At 45.3% G+C, this 19,479-nt stretch carries 15 protein-coding genes, 2 rRNA genes and 3 pseudogenes (1 of these 20 only partly in view); 6 read left to right on the top strand and 14 right to left on the bottom strand.

What is annotated here, in order from left to right; translation table 11 throughout:
- From ACTG1K_RS21955 to ACTG1K_RS21945, 3 genes are all read left to right on the top strand, one after another.
- Window positions 1-1,334 (top strand): 23S ribosomal RNA (locus tag ACTG1K_RS21955); it begins 1,555 nt to the left of the window's first position.
- A gap of 119 nt (window positions 1,335-1,453) precedes the next feature.
- A 5S ribosomal RNA gene (gene rrf / locus ACTG1K_RS21950) occupies window positions 1,454-1,568 on the top strand.
- A gap of 801 nt (window positions 1,569-2,369) precedes the next feature.
- The gene (locus ACTG1K_RS21945; RefSeq protein ID WP_440004672.1) at window positions 2,370-3,578 is read left to right on the top strand and encodes a tyrosine-type recombinase/integrase; all 1,209 of its coding nucleotides are present in this window, start codon (window positions 2,370-2,372) and stop codon (window positions 3,576-3,578) included.
- Between the two features lie 221 nt (window positions 3,579-3,799).
- Here ACTG1K_RS21945 and ACTG1K_RS21940 read toward each other — a convergent pair.
- Window positions 3,800-3,920, bottom strand: a pseudogene (locus ACTG1K_RS21940) (IS5-like element ISAs34 family transposase); the annotation flags it as partial.
- On the opposite strand from ACTG1K_RS21940, the pseudogene ACTG1K_RS21935 reads away from it, so the two are divergent.
- A pseudogene (locus tag ACTG1K_RS21935) lies at window positions 3,906-4,150 on the top strand (IS481 family transposase); the annotation flags it as partial. The pseudogenes ACTG1K_RS21940 and ACTG1K_RS21935 overlap by 15 nt on opposite strands.
- A gap of 412 nt (window positions 4,151-4,562) precedes the next feature.
- Here the strand turns inward: ACTG1K_RS21935 and ACTG1K_RS21930 are convergent.
- The 9 genes from ACTG1K_RS21930 to ACTG1K_RS21890 all read right to left on the bottom strand — a co-directional run bounded on the left by ACTG1K_RS21930 (window position 4,563) and on the right by ACTG1K_RS21890 (window position 12,841).
- Window positions 4,563-6,488 carry an exo-alpha-sialidase gene (locus ACTG1K_RS21930; protein WP_440004671.1) on the bottom strand — a complete coding sequence of 642 codons (1,926 nt, stop codon included), beginning with the start codon at window positions 6,486-6,488 and terminating at the stop codon, window positions 4,563-4,565.
- Between the two features lie 182 nt (window positions 6,489-6,670).
- Entirely contained in the window at window positions 6,671-7,132 is a 462-nt protein-coding gene (locus tag ACTG1K_RS21925; RefSeq protein WP_425854221.1) for a YhcH/YjgK/YiaL family protein, read from the bottom strand.
- Between the two features lie 9 nt (window positions 7,133-7,141).
- Complete coding sequence (locus ACTG1K_RS21920; RefSeq protein WP_440004670.1) at window positions 7,142-8,263, bottom strand: hypothetical protein; 1,122 nt, start codon at window positions 8,261-8,263, stop codon at window positions 7,142-7,144.
- Between the two features lie 12 nt (window positions 8,264-8,275).
- Window positions 8,276-9,202, bottom strand: a complete 927-nt coding sequence (locus tag ACTG1K_RS21915) for a TRAP transporter large permease (RefSeq protein ID WP_440006776.1) — start codon at window positions 9,200-9,202, stop codon at window positions 8,276-8,278.
- Entirely contained in the window at window positions 9,130-9,573 is a 444-nt protein-coding gene (locus ACTG1K_RS21910; protein WP_440006774.1) for a TRAP transporter large permease subunit, read from the bottom strand. Before ACTG1K_RS21910 ends, ACTG1K_RS21915 begins: the two co-directional genes overlap by 73 nt.
- Complete coding sequence (locus ACTG1K_RS21905) at window positions 9,573-10,040, bottom strand: TRAP transporter small permease (RefSeq protein ID WP_440006772.1); 468 nt, start codon at window positions 10,038-10,040, stop codon at window positions 9,573-9,575. The genes ACTG1K_RS21910 and ACTG1K_RS21905 overlap by 1 nt, the downstream gene beginning before the upstream one ends.
- 49 nt (window positions 10,041-10,089) lie before the next feature.
- Window positions 10,090-11,058: a TRAP transporter substrate-binding protein gene (locus ACTG1K_RS21900; RefSeq protein WP_163148814.1), complete on the bottom strand. Its 969-nt coding sequence runs from the start codon at window positions 11,056-11,058 to the stop codon at window positions 10,090-10,092.
- Window positions 11,058-11,966: an ROK family protein gene (locus ACTG1K_RS21895; protein WP_440006770.1), complete on the bottom strand. Its 909-nt coding sequence runs from the start codon at window positions 11,964-11,966 to the stop codon at window positions 11,058-11,060. The genes ACTG1K_RS21900 and ACTG1K_RS21895 overlap by 1 nt, the downstream gene beginning before the upstream one ends.
- On the bottom strand, window positions 11,960-12,841 hold the full coding sequence (locus tag ACTG1K_RS21890; RefSeq protein WP_440006768.1) for an N-acetylneuraminate lyase: 882 nt from the start codon (window positions 12,839-12,841) through the stop codon (window positions 11,960-11,962). Before ACTG1K_RS21890 ends, ACTG1K_RS21895 begins: the two co-directional genes overlap by 7 nt.
- Before the next feature lie 151 nt (window positions 12,842-12,992).
- Here ACTG1K_RS21890 and ACTG1K_RS21885 point away from each other — a divergent pair, with 151 nt between their 5' ends.
- The gene (locus tag ACTG1K_RS21885; protein WP_163148811.1) at window positions 12,993-13,709 is read left to right on the top strand and encodes an FCD domain-containing protein; all 717 of its coding nucleotides are present in this window, start codon (window positions 12,993-12,995) and stop codon (window positions 13,707-13,709) included.
- An 818-nt stretch (window positions 13,710-14,527) separates the two neighbouring features.
- On the opposite strand, the pseudogene ACTG1K_RS21880 reads toward ACTG1K_RS21885, so the two are convergent.
- Window positions 14,528-15,346, bottom strand: a pseudogene (locus ACTG1K_RS21880) (EAL domain-containing protein); the annotation flags it as partial.
- Here ACTG1K_RS21880 and ACTG1K_RS21875 point away from each other — a divergent pair.
- Window positions 15,303-15,950, top strand: a complete 648-nt coding sequence (locus ACTG1K_RS21875) for a reverse transcriptase domain-containing protein (RefSeq protein WP_440006766.1) — start codon at window positions 15,303-15,305, stop codon at window positions 15,948-15,950. The pseudogene ACTG1K_RS21880 and the gene ACTG1K_RS21875 overlap by 44 nt on opposite strands.
- Here ACTG1K_RS21875 and ACTG1K_RS21870 read toward each other — a convergent pair.
- From ACTG1K_RS21870 to ACTG1K_RS21860, 3 genes are all read right to left on the bottom strand, one after another.
- Window positions 15,880-16,662 carry a hypothetical protein gene (locus tag ACTG1K_RS21870; RefSeq protein ID WP_440006764.1) on the bottom strand — a complete coding sequence of 261 codons (783 nt, stop codon included), beginning with the start codon at window positions 16,660-16,662 and terminating at the stop codon, window positions 15,880-15,882. The genes ACTG1K_RS21875 and ACTG1K_RS21870 overlap by 71 nt on opposite strands.
- 433 nt (window positions 16,663-17,095) lie before the next feature.
- Window positions 17,096-17,677 (bottom strand): YagK/YfjJ domain-containing protein, encoded by a 582-nt coding sequence (locus tag ACTG1K_RS21865; protein WP_440006762.1) that lies wholly within the window; start codon window positions 17,675-17,677, stop codon window positions 17,096-17,098.
- A gap of 305 nt (window positions 17,678-17,982) precedes the next feature.
- Window positions 17,983-19,455, bottom strand: coding sequence for a YfjI family protein (locus ACTG1K_RS21860; protein WP_440006760.1), 1,473 nt, complete (start codon window positions 19,453-19,455; stop codon window positions 17,983-17,985).
- Window positions 19,456-19,479 lie beyond the last annotated feature (24 nt).

The raw sequence follows: 19,479 nt of genomic DNA, 5'->3' as shown, positions 1-19,479 counted from the left end.
AAAGCCTCTAAGCTTCAGATTACAAGTCATCGTACCCCAAACCGACACAGGTGGTCGGGTAGAGAATACCAAGGCGCTTGAGAGAACTCGGGTGAAGGAACTAGGCAAAATAGAACCGTAACTTCGGGAGAAGGTTCGCTCTTGATGGTGAAGTCCCTTGCGGATGGAGCTGTCGGGAGTCGCAGTGACCAGATGGCTGGGACTGTTTATCAAAAACACAGCACTCTGCAAACACGAAAGTGGACGTATAGGGTGTGACACCTGCCCGGTGCCGGAAGGTTAATTGATGGGGTTAGCGCAAGCGAAGCTCTTGATCGAAGCCCCGGTAAACGGCGGCCGTAACTATAACGGTCCTAAGGTAGCGAAATTCCTTGTCGGGTAAGTTCCGACCTGCACGAATGGTGTAACCATGGCCATGCTGTCTCCACCCGAGACTCAGTGAAATCGAATTCGCCGTGAAGATGCGGTGTACCCGCGGCTAGACGGAAAGACCCCGTGAACCTTTACTACAGCTTGGCACTGAACATTGAACCTACATGTGTAGGATAGGTGGGAGGCTTTGAAGGCGTGACGCCAGTTGCGCTGGAGCCGTCCTTGAAATACCACCCTTGTATGTTTGATGTTCTAACGCAGGGCCCTGAATCGGGCTCGCGGACAGTGCCTGGTGGGTAGTTTGACTGGGGCGGTCTCCTCCCAAAGAGTAACGGAGGAGCACGAAGGTTGGCTAATCCTGGTCGGACATCAGGAGGTTAGTGCAATGGCATAAGCCAGCTTAACTGCGAGACGGACAGGTCGAGCAGGTACGAAAGTAGGTCATAGTGATCCGGTGGTTCTGAATGGAAGGGCCATCGCTCAACGGATAAAAGGTACTCCGGGGATAACAGGCTGATACCGCCCAAGAGTTCATATCGACGGCGGTGTTTGGCACCTCGATGTCGGCTCATCACATCCTGGGGCTGAAGTCGGTCCCAAGGGTATGGCTGTTCGCCATTTAAAGTGGTACGCGAGCTGGGTTCAGAACGTCGTGAGACAGTTCGGTCCCTATCTGCCGTGGGCGTTGGATGATTGAAGGGAGTTGCTCCTAGTACGAGAGGACCGGAGTGAACGAACCTCTGGTGTTCGGGTTGTCACGCCAGTGGCACTGCCCGGTAGCTAAGTTCGGAATCGATAACCGCTGAAAGCATCTAAGCGGGAAGCGAGCCCTGAGATGAGTCATCCCTGACCCCTTGAGGGTCCTAAAGGGCCGTTGGAGACCACAACGTTGATAGGTGGGGTGTGTAAGCGCGGCGACGTGTTGAGCTAACCCATACTAATTACCCGTGAGGCTTAACCATACAACACCCAAGAAGTGTTCTAAGGCTTGTAGCAAATCGAAGAACTACTAATTCAGTGATAGTGACAAGCCAAGCGCAACATCACTACTCACGTCAGCTTTCTCAGATTGAAGATTTTGCCTGGCGGCCATAGCGCCGTGGAACCACCTGATCCCATGCCGAACTCAGAAGTGAAACGCGGTAGCGCCGATGGTAGTGTGGCATTCGCCATGCGAGAGTAGGACACTGCCAGGCACCCAATACAAGAAACCCCGCTCATCGAGCGGGGTTTTTTATTGCCTGCAATTTATTGAATCGTCTGATATTTGACCTGACTTATTCCTTTCTTCTGTTTTTATTGTTACTCGCTGTTGTCTTTCTGTTCAACGAATAGCCTGATGTTACGCTTTTACTCTTTCTTCATGTAAAGCCATTGCTCTGTATGGCAGGGCTGGCATCGCCATAACCCGTGAATCCCATGATCGCCTATACGTCATGCTCTCTAGCTTGGGGTCTAGGCTTCCTGAGTTAGCCGTCCCCTCTTTTTAAGCCGCGGCTCCATAGTCCCTGCTTTTCTATGACTGTGTTAACCGGCCCTGACTGTATTCCGAAGAGGGGTTATTGGCGGTACCAACATGCTGGAGCCGTGGTCGCTGCGTTGGGTCGTTGTTGTTTGGGGCAATAAGGAAATGGGAAGGGATGCTCGCAGGAACGCAGAGGTTAGATGTTGATAGGTGATCTTGTGGCAGCTGTTGAGCCCGCAGGTGAGAAGATCAAAAAAGGAGTTGAAGAAGACTAATGTGTTGAGATCTATGAGGAGTGGCAAATTGCAGGCAAACAAAAAGCCCACGCAACATGGTTGCATAGGCTCGGTATAAATGGCGGAGGAGGTGCCCGCCGCAACAAAGTCCAATCAACTCCACACCAATCCAATAAACCATTTATTATCAGCAAATTAGAGACAAACACTGTCCAGTCCATCCCAATCACATATTACCACTGCGCATGCCTGGTGGCATACTGTGTGGCATATTCAATTCTCAAGGAGGTTACCTGATGGCGATCCTCACCGATACCAAAGCTCGTAGCATCAAGCCGAAAGATAAACCCCTTGCTCACGGTGGGGTTACAGGCTTGACGCTACACCCTTCTACCGTCAAAGGTAGAGGTAAGTGGGTATTCCGCTATGTCAGCCCACTGACGAAGAAACGGCGTAATGCTGGCCTCGGGACTTACCCCGAGCTCTCCATCGCCGACGCAGCTCGAGACGCACAGGCAATGCGGGAACAGCTGGCGAATAATTTGGATCCGCTAGAGGTCCGGCGGCAGGAGCAGAACAAGCCGAAGATCCCGACCTTGGAAGCATCTGCCAGACTGGTTTACGAAAGCTTGTTACCAGGCTGGAAGAACCCCAAACACGGTAAACAATGGATTACCACATTGGAGCAATATGCCTTTCCTACAATTGGCTCTATCTCCATTGATACCATCACCCCAGCCCATATCGCTTCCGTTTTGCAACCGATATGGCTGACGATCCCGGAAACAGCAAGCCGTGTTAAGCAGCGGCTACACGCCGTTATGGCTTGGGCATGGGCTCATGGCTATACCTCTGCAAACCCTGTGGATGTGGTGAACCATTTACTACCGGCTCAGCCAAGCAAGTCAGTGCGAGTAGAGCATCAGCCTGCGATGCCCTGGCGTGATATCCCTGCATTTGTGCAAAAACACCTGAGAACAGCGCAACAATACGATGTAACCCGCTCAATGCTGGAGTACTTGATCCTGACAGCATGCCGCTCAGGTGAAGTCAGAGCCATGACGTGGTCAGAAGTAGACTTGGAAGCGAAGATCTGGACCCTACCAGCCGAGCGTATGAAAGCCAAGCAACAACATCGTGTTCCGTTATCTCTTCGTGCCGTCGAAATCCTGAAGGGGTTAAGGGGATTACATGACGAGTTGGTATTCCCTTCTCCCAGAGACCAGGTACCACTCTCAGACACAGTGCTGACGATGTTTCTGAGAAGAGCAAAAGCTGCGAGCTGTACTCCTAGCCGAATGGCAACTGCTCATGGCTTTCGTTCCAGCTTTCGAGACTGGTGCAGCGAGCAGGGCTATGCGCGGGAGCTCGCTGAACGAGCGTTAGCTCATACAGTTCAGAACAAGGTCGAAGCTGCATACCACCGTACTGACTTGCTGGATCAACGTCGGCCCATGATGGATGCCTGGGCTAAATTTGTGACTGATAATTTACCAACCGCATAAGAGGAAAGCGGCCATTTGGCCGCTTTCCTCTATGTTCTTTTTTTAGCTTTTCGTGACTGTTGATGTCATTTTGCCAAATCAGTGCTCCGACACCTTCTGGCCTGCTTTACTTCCGGCTTGTTCATTACCGCTTCCAGCTCGTCATGGGCCTTCACTGCTTCCGGCATCCCTCCTGTGGCAGCCAGTGAGAGCCAGGCATAGGTATGCACTCGGGTTACACGTACCAGTGGCCGCCCCTTATGGTGCCTCTGGTCACCGCGTTGCGGTGATGACAGCTTTATCCTTCTGCACCGGAGTTCTGCCCGCAAAGCCATGCTTATCTACGGCAAGATGCGCTGGCCGCAGAGCAACGGCTTTACATCGAACTTTGCTGGGTGAACACTTCCGTATCAAGGAGAGAACGACCTGGTATGAGTCGGCAGGGCAGAGCCATACAGACCTTGATAGCTACCTATAGCACTACAACACCCAGCGCCACATCAGGGTAGGATGATGGAGGGTCAAACCCCTACAGTATGTTCAAGAAGGGTCTGAAATTGATACCGAAGGAAGTACGCACTAAAGTAGCGTAAACAAGACACCGGTTTGAGGCCGGTGTCAGGTGATAACTAGATCTGTACAGATCTGTATCACCTAAAACAGTGTCTGGGATGATTAAACCACTACAGAAAGCTGTTAATATAAGCATGACTCAGCCTGGGATGAGCAGTGGTAAAGTTACGTTAATAAATAACTAGCGCTCCATAGATAAAACTATCCCATGGAGCACTGCTATGAATAAACCAATAGGTTTTCATTCTCAGTAAAATAGGCCTGCACAACTCATCGGTAAAAACAAAACTACATATGTATTTATACGACAAACAAACCTATCTATATCATTTATGGTTAGAGCTTACTTATCAAACAATTTAAATAAGCATTAAAAATATAAGTGCTAGTTATGGTGCATGCCTAATTTAACAACTAGCAATTAACATCAACCTAATTTTTAAAGAACAACTCAAAGTTATTATTCTCCGGGTTATTGAAAAAACTAGAAAAATCATAGTCTTTCAAATAAGAAATTGCATAGTTACGAATGGTTTCATCACGTAGGCTGATATCGTATACTTGATACCCAAATATTTTCCCATTCAGTGGATGATGATTATCTGAACCAGCAATCACAAGTGGATTGTTTGTTGCGATAACTGAGCCTAATGGCAATGCCTCATATATTTTAGTTGTAGTCATTTGTTCTCCATCAAAAAACATTCTCATTGTTCTTTCATGATCATCTACAGAACTCTTAATATAGACCGTAACTGTATGCTTTCCTACACCAAGAGGAGAAGGAAGTGTGGCTTTGACACCATAACGTTTGTTATCATCTGCTGTTCTAAATATAATATTTCCATTTTCAATAAAGAGCCCCCAACCTGGATCACGTGATAAGGCATTACCTTTACGAGCCAAGAACTGTGTCTTTTTGGCATCTGCGTCAGCACTTAATTCAAAGGTTATTGCGACTGTTATGTCATCGCCTTGAGGGTCTAGAGTTGATTGATGAGGCTCACTAATTAAATTTACACTAGGAATTTTTCCATCAGAATAATTTTGGCTAACAACTGTTGGAATATAGGCATCTTTTGAACCTGTAATCATCTCTAAGTTAGTCTCTAGATAATAAATTCCATCATGAGCTATACTTCCTTTTTCATATAAAATGCCAATCGAGTTGTTTCTATTTACAACCAAATCACTATATTGAGATGCCCCTGGTTCATACTGGAAAGCATGAGACCAACTTTTACCCTCATCATAACTTATCCTTAATGTCCCATTTTTACGAACTGACGTATTAGCAGGGTTAGAGAATAATAGACGAGAGACCCCAGTTTCATCTTTATCTGAAGAGTAACGCAATATTGAAGACTGAACTTTCGGTGAGATCAGTGTTGAATCATACCCAATATCTCGCCAGAAATTACTACTCCCTGTTTTTGGAATGTGATCATATTCTGTACCCATCCAATTTTCACCACCATCTTTACTGTATGTTACAGCACGAAATGCGCCAATCGAGCGATGGTTATTACGCATATTCATGTAGAGCCAACCATTGTCTAATTGCTCAGCCATGACTTCATTAGTATCAGGCCCAACAGTAGCATTCAATGAAAATAGATCATTTTTCGGATCTAATGTAATTGCATGTGAATAGTATCTTGAAATACCATCAGGAAGACCATGCTTGTATTCAGCATGATTTGCTGGAAAAAAAAGATTTCCATTTTTAAGCTTTAAAGCATGACCTGGAGTCATCGCGTACCACGACCAGAGTCCATCTTGATAGGTTTTTTTATCCGAATATGGGTGTACAGTTGCATCTATATTTTGTGGGGTAGCAGAATAATCAGTCCAACTTTCTCCATTATCTGAACTTCGAATATAATATACACTCGCTCGATAACGATTGTTATCTTGGTTAATAAGACTTTCACTTATAGCTGCCTCGCTATCCGGATTGTTAGCATCATAGTTTACATTATATACGAGATGGATACGCCCTTGGTCATCGACAACTGGGGCTGGATTTCTAGTTACTTTTCCACCATGATCCGCCACAATAGTGACAGGCCCCCAATTTCCAGAAAGATCTCTTTTACGCATAACAATATCTATATTTTTATCATGGTCAGAACAACTATTCTGACGAGCTTCCGAAAAGGCAAGTAGCTCACCATTATTGAGTTTTACAATTGCAGGTATTCTGTAACAGGCATAATTTGGTACATCGGCTTCAGAGTTGCTCATTCCATTTTTAAAAATCCATTCTCCTCTTTGCTCTGGATTTCCTATACCATTTGATGCAAGAGCACCGAAACTAATGCATCCAAGAGTGAGTAGGCATATTTTTTTATTCATTTGCTATCCTTAATGTAGGGTAGAGTAGATAGTGTATTTTTTCAAATAATTAAACGTCAGCTCACCAGGCAAGTAATAATTAGTGTCTGCGTGTTGATATGATATATAAGATTATGTTTTACAGGTGGCACTTAATTCCATGCCAACAGATGATTACTTTTATATAATTTAATGTAACGCACTTACTTTTTAATATAGTTTTTATGAATTTTAATGACTACTTTTTCTATAGGCGATATTTTATCGATAGTTAACATTGGACGATGCCATACACCAGGATAGAATATAACAAACTGTTTCTCATTAAGAGTGAGAAATTGCTCATCAACTAACTCTTCTACCAACTCACAATCATTATTAAATGCCGAGTTACTCATGAACGCTTCTGTTGCTGGTTTCACACAATAACCTAGAGTTTCTTTTCCAGAAAGTAATAGATGTATATCTATATAATCCCGATGAATCTCAGATTTGCTCCCAGTCATTTTTCGGCTTGTTGTTGAGACTCGATTAAGAAATAGGTCTTGTCCCTCTAATAGATGTTCTCCACTTGATAAATTTATAAGATCTATACTTATAACATCCTGAAGCACTGTCCTCAGGTGCGGTAAATTATCTAATCGATTGATATCTGAAATAATCATTTCACTTCCTTACCAGAACAGATCATGTTTTCCTTGCAAGCGAACAGCTGCCTCTAAATAAAAGTAATCACCATATGGAAGCATGGCTCGTATATCTCCACGCCTTACAAAATATGCGCCGTAATCTAATAACCCCTGCGCCGTGGGCTCATTTAACAATGAACATTTTTGTGTAAGTGAATTAAATAAATCTGTGGCGGCCTCGGTATATCTAGAACCGTGGATAGGGTCTAAGGCACCCAAAGCAGCTAAGCCCGCACATGTAATTGCACAAGCAGACGAATCAATTATTGTTCGCCCCTCAGTCGGGTCGAGATAGTCCCATGGACAGAGCCCATCATCATTCAAATGTTCTAGTGCGTAGTCGGCAAGAACACGAGCCGCATCCAAAAATAATTGTTCATGGGTATATCGATATATTTGTGACAATCCATGAATTGCCCACGCATGACCACGAGACCATGCCGAGTCATCACTATAGCCTTGCATAGTTTCGCCACATATAGGCGCTTGAGTCGCAGGATCAAATTTAAAAGTATGGAAAGTAGAACCATCATCTCTAATAAGATATCGCACAGCTGTTATAGAGTGAGCTCTTGCTACATTGTAAAAGCTTTTTATACCTGTTTCTTCTGCAGCCCAAAATAACAACGCCATATTTTCGAAACTATCAATTAACATCCGTCCAGCTGCAAGTTCATTTCGTCTTTCGAGATTATGTTTTGTAAGAGGCCATGCTTGAATGAATTCCCCTACCTGCTGAAACTGTGCTCTGAGTGCTTCAGCCGCGCGTAAGCCAAGCTCACGAGCTTCGGTATTACCCGTCAATTTGTAATCTGCAACAGCAGACAAACTAAACAAGAATCCTAAGTCATGATTTATTAGCTCAGGTTCATTTAATAAGTTCTTAAAGAATGGATAACGAGCACGAGCTTGGTTAGCGAATCTCTGCTCACCTGTCAGCATGTATGCAGCCCACAGCTCTCCTACATAGAAACCAGCCACCCAATACCCAGGCTCACAGAAGTTCCAAGTAAAATCGGGGTTACCTATCTTTGGATTATCGGTTCCGATATACTGAATATTTTCAGAGATCTTGTTGATGATACCTTTAATTATACATTTTTTCATTTATACATATCCTTAAACAAGACCAAATAGTTGCGGAAGCCACATACTGAGACTAGGAATAAAAGTCACCAGCATCAGAACCACAAAGAGTGCAACGAAATATGGGATAAGTTTTTTGATCACAGCTTCGACAGGAACGCCACCGACGGCTGAACCAGCAAACAATAAAGTGCCAACAGGAGGTGTTATAATGCCTATACTGAGGTTCAATACCATAATTACACCAAAATGGATTGGATCAATCCCCATAGCCTTTGCTACCGGTAACAAAATAGGTGTAAAAATAAGTACTGCTGGAGCTGCATCCATGAAAGTACCGATAAATAGCAGCATGATATTAATCAATAGTAGAACCAAAATTGGGTTTGGTATAGCACCCAAGAATTCACTAACCAGATCAGGAATACCAGTAAATGCAAAGGACCAGGACATAATACCGGAAGCTGCAATCATGAAAAGTACAGGTATAGAGCCACGGACTGTATCAATAACAACTTGCCAGTAATCCTGAATCGTATTGTTTCGGTAGCACAAGGCTAGAATTATGGAATAAAGCGATGCAACAGCACTTGCTTCAGTTGCAGTGAAAATTCCAGACAATATCCCCCCCATTACCACAATTACCATACTTAAGACTGGGATAGCTTCTAGAGTAATTCGTACAGCAGCTTTCCATCCAGGAAAATTGGTTACTGGGTAATTATTTTTTTTAGCGTAGTAGGTTGCAACCAACATACAGGCAATACCCATCAATATTCCAGGTAGATAGCCAGCCATGAACAGGGCTGATATAGAAGAACCTGAAACTAAAGATAGGATAATAAATAGGCCTGATGGTGGGATTAGCATACCTGTTGGTGCAGATGCTATATTTGTTGCTGCTGCAAATGCTGGGTCATATCCTTCTTTTCGCTGATAACTTCCAAGAGTGCTTCCCATTGCAGTTGCTGAGGCAATAGCCACCCACTGATAGCACCAAAAATCATGTTCCCCAAGATGTTGGTCAGGGCTAGAGCCCCAGGAATGAAGCCAACTAACAGCTTGGAAAACTCGATCAGTTTGATTGCCACTCCAGAGCGGTTCATCAGATTCCCCGCAAAGATAAAAAATGGCAATGCAATAAGCGCGAAGCTATCCAGCCCTGCAAATATTTTTTGGCTGGCGATAAAAATAGAGCTGTCAAGTGGAATAAATGGCATAATAGATACTAATGCCGCTAAAACCATAACGATTGCAATCGGTGTTCCAGAGATCAATAGAACAAAGAAGACCCCTAAGAGCATCAGAATTGCTTGTTGAGCGATATCCATCAGCATTCTACCTTTTTAAAAATCGTTTCGATAACTTTTAATATAATAATAACTGCACTCATTACACCTGAAATAACAAACACCATATAGATCATCCCAATGGACAGTTCTAATATTGGTGATGTCTGCCCCATGTTATTTTTCGCTGTGATATAACCACCGACAACAAAAATACCGATATTGAAAGCTAGAGTAACGACAAGGGTAAAAAGCTTAGTAATTTTTTCCTTAATTCCTGTTAGAGAGTTACTAACAAGTGTCATACCAAAATGTAGATCATTCAGAGTTGCATAACTGGAACCCAAAATAACAAGCCAAATGATGGAAAAACGTAATATTTCTTCAGTAAATGAACTCGGGTCATTAAGAATGAATCTGGAAAAAATTTGCCAGATAGTCATACAGAGCATGATGATGAATATTGAACCCAGCATCACTTCCATAATTTTATTAATAATTTTCTTCATGATTTATCTCAATTGAAATGGGCTCATGAATGAGCCCATTACTCATTCATTATGACTTTTCTTGCTGAACCAACTCGATCATTTCTTTAGCGCCTGGGTTATCTTTAATTACCTCTTCATAAAGAGGCTGGACTTTTTCCTTGAACAACGCTTTATCAACTTGATTGAATGTTACCCTGCCTTCTGATTGTTTCACTGATTCATCAATAGCGGCCTTTGCCAAACCGATTTCATAAACGGTCGCTTCTTTACCGGCCTTTTTAAGAATATTAATTTGTTCTGGAGTCAGCTTGGACATAGCCACTTTACTAATCAAAATGAACTCAGGGTAATTAAAGTGTTCATCAAAGGAGTAGTATTTTGCAACTTCACCATGGCGGTGCTCGATCAGAGATTGAGGAGCATTCTCTGCACCATCAATAACACCTTGATCCATCGCAGTGAATACATCACCCATAGGAAGTGGAGTCGGAGCTCCTCCCATTAGCTTGACAGTTTTCATTGCCATCTTAGAATTCATAACACGGATCTTCATACCTTTGAGATCATCAGGGGTATTTATCGGTTTGTTTTTGGTATAGAAGGAGCGTGGGCCAATCACCATGTAGTTAATTGGATAGATACCATCTTTTTCCAGATTCGCGAATAGCAACTCACCCGCTTTACCATCCATTGAACGGATTAGGTGATCGGTGGTTTCAAACATATAGGGTAAAGTGATAGCTTGAACAGCTGGGGTGAAACTGTCTAAAGTAGCAGCACCAACACGGGCCATGTCTAAGGCCCCCTGATTAAGCTGTTCAACGTTTTCGCGCTCGGAACCCAAAATCCCATTTGCGAAAATTTTTACTTCTATTTCTCCATTAGAGTATTCTTTGACCTTTTTAGCGAAGAAGGCCACCCCCTCTGAGTTTGGTAACCCACTTGGCATTGTATCAGCCAGACGCAGGGTAAGGGCGTTAGCACCAATGGAAGTCAGAGCAGCTAATGCAGCAGCGATAATAGATATTTTTTTCATTACAGGATACCTTTTATTTCTGGCAATATTGCAGCACCAATGACTCCGCTGCTGTCACCATTTTTTGCTTGGACTATAGAAACTATTACTCCCTTTCTAAAGGTGTAATAACCTATACGCTTATTAAGTATCGGATAGATACTTTCCTGATTTGACATTCCCCCACCCAATACCACAATTTCTGGGTCAATTATATTTACGAGAGAGGCAATAACTCGGGCAAGCTGATCACAGTACAACTCAACATGAGTTATTGCACAATAATCTCCTTGTTCCGCTCTTTCGAAAATTTCTTTTGACTTTATTGCGGGGTATTTTTGTGACCAGGTTCTTTCAAAACCAGTCCCGGAACAGAATGACTCAATACAATTCATCGAGCCACAATAACATTTCACTGGAGGACCATCAATGTCCGGACTAAACCCAGGTAGTGGATTATGGCCGATCTCTCCACCTAAGCCATTGATACCTTCTATTACTGTGTCGTTGACAATTATTCCACCACCGACCCCAGTCCCTATGATAACAGCGAGGCAGGATGCTACGGCTTCCTTCGCTGCTCCAGAGCTGTACTCAGAAATAGCAAGGCAATTTGCATCATTGGAAACAGCCACTGGAACAGAATACTCCTTTTGGAAATCCTTAAGGAACGGATTGCCGTTTAAATAACCAATGTTAGCACCTTGTATCAACCCCGTACGGGAGTCCACTGAACCACAGCAACCGACCCCGATAGACTTTATTTTCTGAAGTTGGCTAAGTTCATTAATTACTTCTTGAACTTGGCATAGAAAATCTTGATAACCAGTTTTTGGTGTATCAACACGTAGACGACGAAGGATTTCAAGCTCGGGGTTCATCAGAACCCCTTCAATCTTGGTGCCACCGATGTCCAAACCGATTAACATAGGCCTGCCTCGAGCAGTGCATCCAACTTGGACTTATTCTTACTTGAGATTGCGTTAATTGGGCGACGACAAACATCACTTTTGAGAACACCTTTGGCCTTCAGGACATACTTCAGACCAGGGATAACGCCAGCCTCCACTAGAGCATCAATAACTACGTTGGCTTCACGTTGCAGACGCTGCGCTTTTTCAACATCACCACACCGGATGGCGGTATTGATAGCCGCGATGCGGTCGGCCTGAATGTTGTAGGTTGAGCCAATACCACCTTGTGCACCAGCAACCAGACCAGAGGCAAGAATCTCATCAAATCCATTAAAAACTACGTGCTCAGGTTTGGCACGAGTGATCTGCTCCATCTGATAGAGATTCGCGCTGGTTTGTTTGAGTGCTATGACGCCGTCGATCTCCAACAGTTCTGCAATCTGAGCGGTAGACAGGTTGGAACCGGAGAACCCGGGGAAATTGTAAACGACCATGGGTTTTCCGGCTGCATGAATTAAATCGGAGTAATGGCGCTTTAGCTCCTGGAAACCGACAGGGTAGTAGAACGGAGTCACAGCACTAATAGCTTGGTATGGCAGGTCGCCTGCAGCACGAGCAATAGTTTCGCTTTTACGGGTACTGATGTCGCCAACGTGGGCTATCAAAGTCAAACGCTCGGATGCTAACTCAGCAACCATGCGCAGCAGATCGACCCGTTCTTCAGTGGAGCACAGGAAGGCCTCAGCCGTGGAACCACCGACATAAAGGCCATCAAGAGCGCTAGTATTGTTATATTCGATGAGACTAGCCAAATCCTCAAAACTAATGGTTTCATCTGCCATGAAAGGGGTTAATGTTGCAGCATATAGGCCACGTAGATCTACGTTCATCGTTGTTCCTTGCTCTTTAAGTTAGATTGCGACAAAGGTGTGTAACTAGTATGCTGTTATACCAGCAAGGGGTTCTGTGAAGACGCTCACAGAACCACCAGAACGCATCATTCCAACAACTGCAACCCCCAATAATCGGGAGATTAATTGTATGAATTTTGATGTACATCACATACAACCGCTGAAAAAACAGAAGCTTTCTGATCATGTATGTGAAGAATTGGAACGGTTGATTGCGAATGGGTCTCTACAAGAAGGTGACTATTTCCCATCCGAACGCGAATTAATGGAAATGTTCCAAGTAGGTCGACCATCTGTACGAGAAGCCCTTCAAAAACTCCAACAGAAAGGTTTGGCTGAAATAAATAGTGGTGAAAAAGCAAAGGTATCAACACCTGGCATTCATACATTTACTGGACACCTATCAGGAATTGCATTATCACTTCTTTCTCAAGATGATGAACGTCAACAATTTGAACGTATTCGCCAACTATTTGAAATCGCCATTGTCAGAGAGGCTGCTATTAATATTTCTGACGCTGAACTTAAGCAGCTGCATATTATACTAAAAAAAACTAAAGCTGAGATAAATGACCCTGTTCTATTTGCAAAAAACGACGTGAATTTCCACTCAGCAATTATTGATTGCCTGAAAGCCCCGATTATTTCTTCCATGTATGAAAGTTTCATTAACTGGCTTATTAAAGCTCGTAGCAAATTATCGTCATCGGAGTTAAGAGAACAAAGTTATGAGCATCATTACCGTATTGTTAATGCCTTGGCGCAACATAACCCTGATTTAGCAGAAAGTGAAATGCGTGCTCATCTCAGTTATGTAGATGCTCAAGTAAAGAGGCTTAATATTTAGGAGTATGATGGTTTCCCGACCCAGCGCAGTCTTAGATTGGCTGGGTTTAACTTGGGAGATATGTTGTCAGTAGTTTGCTTGCCAATAGTGTACTATTACAAAGGCCAGAATATGCGTTTGATAGTGTAGCTGTTCGTCTTCGAGAAGAGCCAAATCCTAACCTAGAACTAATAACTGTACATGCAACCATTGAGATGGGATGCAAGGAAGAGGTAATGGCAATATTGGATGCGGCATTACCGAGTTCGCCTCTTGAATCGCCGCAGTTCCCTAGAAACCTCACAGCCTTAAAATGAGACAACAATTGGAGGTGTTATGACCCCTCAGCGTTATTCAGAAACATTCAAGATAGAAGCGGTTACTCAGTTCATTATGCTCAAGAACATCAGCCCAATCTGACCCATGCTGGGATTGGCGAACATGATGCCTTTGCGTTGACCTGACCATTTGGATGCAAGAATCCAAAACATTAGGTCTGGTCGTGAGAGATGATGATGCGCCACAGGGGCTCAATCCAATTAGAGGCAGCTTCTGCCATATGACAGATTATTGCTGAATATTTAGCATTCGCTAGCGATGAGAGTAGTCATGAATTGAGCAACTGAATCAGAAAATAAATAGGCCACACCCTATCGGTATGGCCTCGTTTATTTTAGATGAGGAAGTCAGGTGAGGGCCCGATCATAAACTTGGCGCTTACTTCTTAGTCTCCACTCCAGATCATATATGGTTCGATCCAAGAGGTCCGATTGAGCGCGATGGTGTGAGCTGTATTCGGTAATGATTTTACTATTTTATCTTAAATTTTTATGGGCGATCTACAAGCGCTTGCTGAACTCCTTCATCGGGACAGGTCGCCCATAGAAATATCCTTGCAGGTAGTCAACATTGCGCACTTTCAGATAATCCGCTTGAGCCTGATTTTCGACCCCCTCTGCCACCAGTTGTAAGTCCAGCCTGCTCGCTAGATCAATCACGTTTTCAACAATGTGGCTAGAGAGTGCATCAGTGCTTATCATGCCGACAAAACTCTGATCAATCTTGAGTACATCAACCTGGAACTGCTGCAGATAGGTGAGGCTGGAGTGACCGGTACCAAAGTCGTCGATGGCGATCATCACTCCCAACTGGTGAAGTTCGGCAAACAGTTTGTCGGTTACCTCATCCGCTACAATCAGATCCCGCTCAGTCAGCTCCAGCACTAACTTGATGGGGTTATCCTTGAATGCGTGGATAAAAGCCCGACAATCGGCCACCAGACTGAGATCCTTACAGTGACTGGCGCAAATATTGAAACTGAAATGAAATCCAACAGGTAGTTTACTGACTTGGGGGGAAAAATAGTCACGTACCTGGGCCATCAACTGCCTGGTCATAGGCACAATCAGGCCGCTGTCTTCTGCCAACGAAATGAAACGATCCGGTGAGATCATCCCCTGCCTTGGGTGCTGCCAGCGCATTAACACCTCACAGCCATGCAACCGCTCATCATCACCGGTCATCACAGGTTGCAGGTATGGAATAAATTCCTGCTGCGCCAGAGCCCGTTTCAACTCTTCTGCGGGGGTATTGCTGCGACCCATCAGCCAGAAGGTGCCAAATCCAACCAAGAATGCCAACAATGGGAAAAGGAGGAGTACCGTGAATGGGAAAAGGAGGAGTACCGTGCTGAATTTACTAAGCCAATTTTTGCATTACAGCGTGGAGCAAGGCGGCAATTTTCATACGCCTCACCATGGCATCGCACGCAGCTCATCCCTTAGCCCCTTATTGGCCGCCTTTCACCTCTATCACGTCGACTGTTATTTCGCGCAAAACAGCCAGTGTCATTACATTCGGTACATGGATGATTTCATTATCCTGACCAGAACCCGGTGGCACTTAAAGCGCGCAGTCAAACAACTCAATGGCTTCTTGGCAGCGCTTGGCTTTAGCCAACACCCAAATAAAACCTTTATTGGCCACATCGCCAAAGGATTTGACTGGATGGGCTTTTGGTTTACCCAGCAAGGCTGCCAAAGCGTTGCGCCCAGAGCGCAACACAACCATCACAGGAAACTCAATCGGCTTTTAGAGCAAGTACGAAAATTGCCCGCCAAACAGCGGGCAATTCGTACGATGAGTTACCTCACCCGATGGTATCATTGGCAAGACACCTTTTTTGACGCACTTACTTCATGGTCACAGTTACCGGCAGGGACGCAGTCCAAGATTCCGGCAGCTCAGCCTGAGCAAAGGTAAGTTTGAAGTGGGTCAGCTCGGTGGCAACGGCCGCGGAGATATCTTCGCGGGTTGGGGAGGATACGTCCGCGATCACCTCATATGGGGATGAGCCGGTTGATACGTTGAGTTCGACGCCGGGGTGTTTTTGCTGTACCGCGGCTAAGTCGGTGAGATTTTTGGCGGTGATCGACTCGCGGGATGTGGAGTCGTACCGCTGGGATAACAGTGGACGGCCACTCACGTCGGGGATATAGGAGGCGGTTGCTGCGCCTAGATGAAATATCATGGACAACTGCCCTTGGGTGTCTGAGCCGGAACTCTTGGTTTTTCCGTTTGCATCAATGGTGATCGACATAGCCGGGGTTGCCCAGTCGACTACGTTACCGGCGACAGTGATTTCAGGGGTAACGCCCACTTGACCGTGACTCAGCAGAGGGGTTAGACGACCTTGCAGAAAGGGGAGTGGGCCGCGTGCTGCGAGGTCCCACACCAATTTCTCATCATCGTCTTTGCTGCGATAAGCTTCTTTGACATCCACGTCGAAATCTTTCTTCGCTTTTTCTTGGGAGTCCGTCGGGATTTGCCATTCCCATGCTGGGGTTTTGTCCACAATGACGCCAGCGAAATCCAGCTTGCCATCAAAGGGACCTTCCTTCCATCCTTCATCAGCGTGAGCAACGCCCGCAAACAGCACCTGCGATACCATGGCGACGATAAGTGTCTTTTTCACTAGAAATACCTCTGGTTTTCTGGTTTTATATAATTACCGCGTTTAAACAAGGCTTAACTTGAGTGCCCTTCTGAGTGCCCTTCGATGTCGATATTGAAATTACCCCTATACCCCTAAACTGCCTTGGTAATTCAATAAACACTGACCCGATAGCGCGATTGCTACGCAGCCCCAGCATGCTGGCACCCCCGGTGGGCTCCCGTCGTATACCTTGCCCAATAAATATCGCAGAAGCACACCCAGACAGCCCGTTATTAACTATTATTTCCCACCTAATCACATAATGGTTTGATAAAAATCGTGCAAAAACAGTACGTTAGACCTGCCCCACAAAAAACAGGGCTTGCGAAAACGCAAGCCCCGCCCCTCCCATAAACCCACTTTCACGCCACCACAAACTCAGGTACAGCCTTATTTACGCCAATAGTCGCTCTCATTTGGCCCGAGCCAATACGGCATCACCATACCACCACGCGCAGCTGCCGATACCTTGTATTGCGGAAGTAACATCATTGACGCGATATAAACAAAATCCCCCCCACCAAGCCTTCTGTATCCTGGTTCCCATATTCTCGCCATCCGAATTTTGATAGCACCCCAAATATCCATAGATATCTTTATTGAAGAACAACACCAGATGATAGTGTGCATACTTGCTGGTATCACGCTCTCGGACCCAGATATACAATGGATAGTCTGGTTTACCAGACTTTCCTTTACGTTGTAAGTCTGCCTTAATGCGGCTGTTCAGTGCAGCTATAAAGCGGGTGATCACCTTTTGATCATTACGCTGAAAGCACAGTGGCATATCACATCGCTCGTCAATTGCATCATTCGCACAACGAAGGTCAACGCGCAAAGCGAATACTCGCCCAAATGTGGCAATGGCCGATTGAACCACATCCAGGCTCTTTTTGAGGTGGCGGGAAGATATCCCACCATAACAGCGCTGCGCTTCTGCTAGCAGGTTATTAAATTCCAACTTAAGCAGGTTGTTGTAATTTGGACATTCCATGAAACCTCCTTGCAATGGCATAGACTACCCCATGCCATTATTTAGTCATGTATTACCAATATGCCAATTTAAATGGATATGGTAATTCGGTTGTTTTTGTGTTGTGAGAGCAGATGTTTCTCGGTGTATGGCTTGTGTTTGGATGCACTTGTAATTTGGTATATTTTTGGTGTTTCTGATTTTGTTTATTTGGGGTATAACATATACCGAATTTAACGCCATCTATATTCCGAGAGGTTTCTCACAACTTTCTCGTTAAAGTGCCCGAGAATACCGTCGACTTTTCTCATGTGGTCACTCTGAAGTTAGATTACCAACCGGCGTTGATATGGTTGGATATATGTAATGTAGTGTTTATTTTTCCCCTTTCCCTTTTCGCTGAATATCTCAACAGCTCCGCGCAAAACAAGCGTATTTAATGCCCGATCAAGTTTTGCTGTATTGCGGATGCAATTTGGACACTGTTGGCGAACGTCATTTTTCTGGAAGACACCGTTCACGCTGCGGTGCAGGTTCTCGCCCAGCCAGCGATCAAGTTCATTCACCTGGTGTATGTCATCCGGTACTGAACGCGCTTTAAACTGTTGGATGAAATGCTGGAAATACCACTCAACGATCAGGATTGCGGCATGCATGGTTACGTCAGAGATCACCTGACCGCTCGCCGTAAAGGTGTGCAAGACTGCGGCTATCCGCGAGACATGCTCCATGAATTTCGAGGCAAAGTCCCGGAACTCGCGCCATACGCCCATGACACCAATCTTACCTTCGATGAGGTTCGCCATCTCGAACCATTTGGCACGCGCTTCTGGTGAAAGCGTCAAACATACCCGCGGCTTCCCGGCCTCGCGGCGTGACCGTGCACAATCAAGCAATTTCTCAACCTTCAGATGGAAGTTACTCAGATAAAGCGCATGGTATTGGGCACCAACATCATTTGTCGGTAACTCAGCAATCATAAATCGCGAGCCTTGCGTGGAGCTCGGTTCACACAACAAACAGCGGGCAAAAAAACCAGACTCGCGAGCCTGCTCTCCTTGACGGTCGAGAAACCGCTCAAACAGCTGGCCCTGGACCATCAGGGAAAGGCTAAAACGGTAATCACCGATCGTCGTCGCCCCTTGAGTCGACACGCGCATAGCTGAAATCGGCTTTGCGCCCCACAACGAGTTCAATACTGACGTCTCGCGCATGAAGTCACTTGAAAAAAGATGTGCTGCTTCATCCGAAAACACGCCAATAGAACGACCATAGGCGTCAATGGCATGTTTGATGGCTGCGCTCGTCACATCATTGAGCAGCCACTTTTGGTTCAAGGGAAGGGAGGGCTTGGCGGCCTCCACGTCTCGCAAGGCCTGTTTGAGTGTCGAGGTATCGCCTTGCTCCAAAATGGCTTTGTTCAACGCGGCCTTGTGTGCTTTTTGTTCTGTTTGCCAGACACTGAGATTGATAGTGTGCTTTTCAAGCTCATCACGGTAATGCTGCTCGGCAAGTTGTTCCCGTGTGCGAAAGGGCTTCATGACCAACTCGTCCACGGCCGTTTTGCGCTCACCAGAGTCAGCCTTGGTAATAAAGAACAGTGATACCGGGTGAATAAGGCCCGCTTTAGGGCTGACATCGACCAAGTCTTGGCAGGCAAGTCCCATTGCCCCCAATACCGACGAGGCAATCAGCCCTACCGGGGCTTGAGTCTGCATGTGGATCTGGCGTATGACTCCTTGCAGGTGCTCATCAAGCGCATGCACAGGAAATTCGCCTATCAGGTTGAGCGTTTGCATTGTTCGGTCTCCTTTGTTGTTAGA

Origin of the sequence: Aeromonas sp. 102P (genome assembly GCF_051920345.1) — a bacterium.
GTDB classification, from domain to species: Bacteria; Pseudomonadota; Gammaproteobacteria; order Enterobacterales; family Aeromonadaceae; genus Aeromonas; species Aeromonas veronii.
Note: the sequence above shows the minus strand (reverse complement) of the source record. Positions and strands in the feature narration are given on the sequence as shown.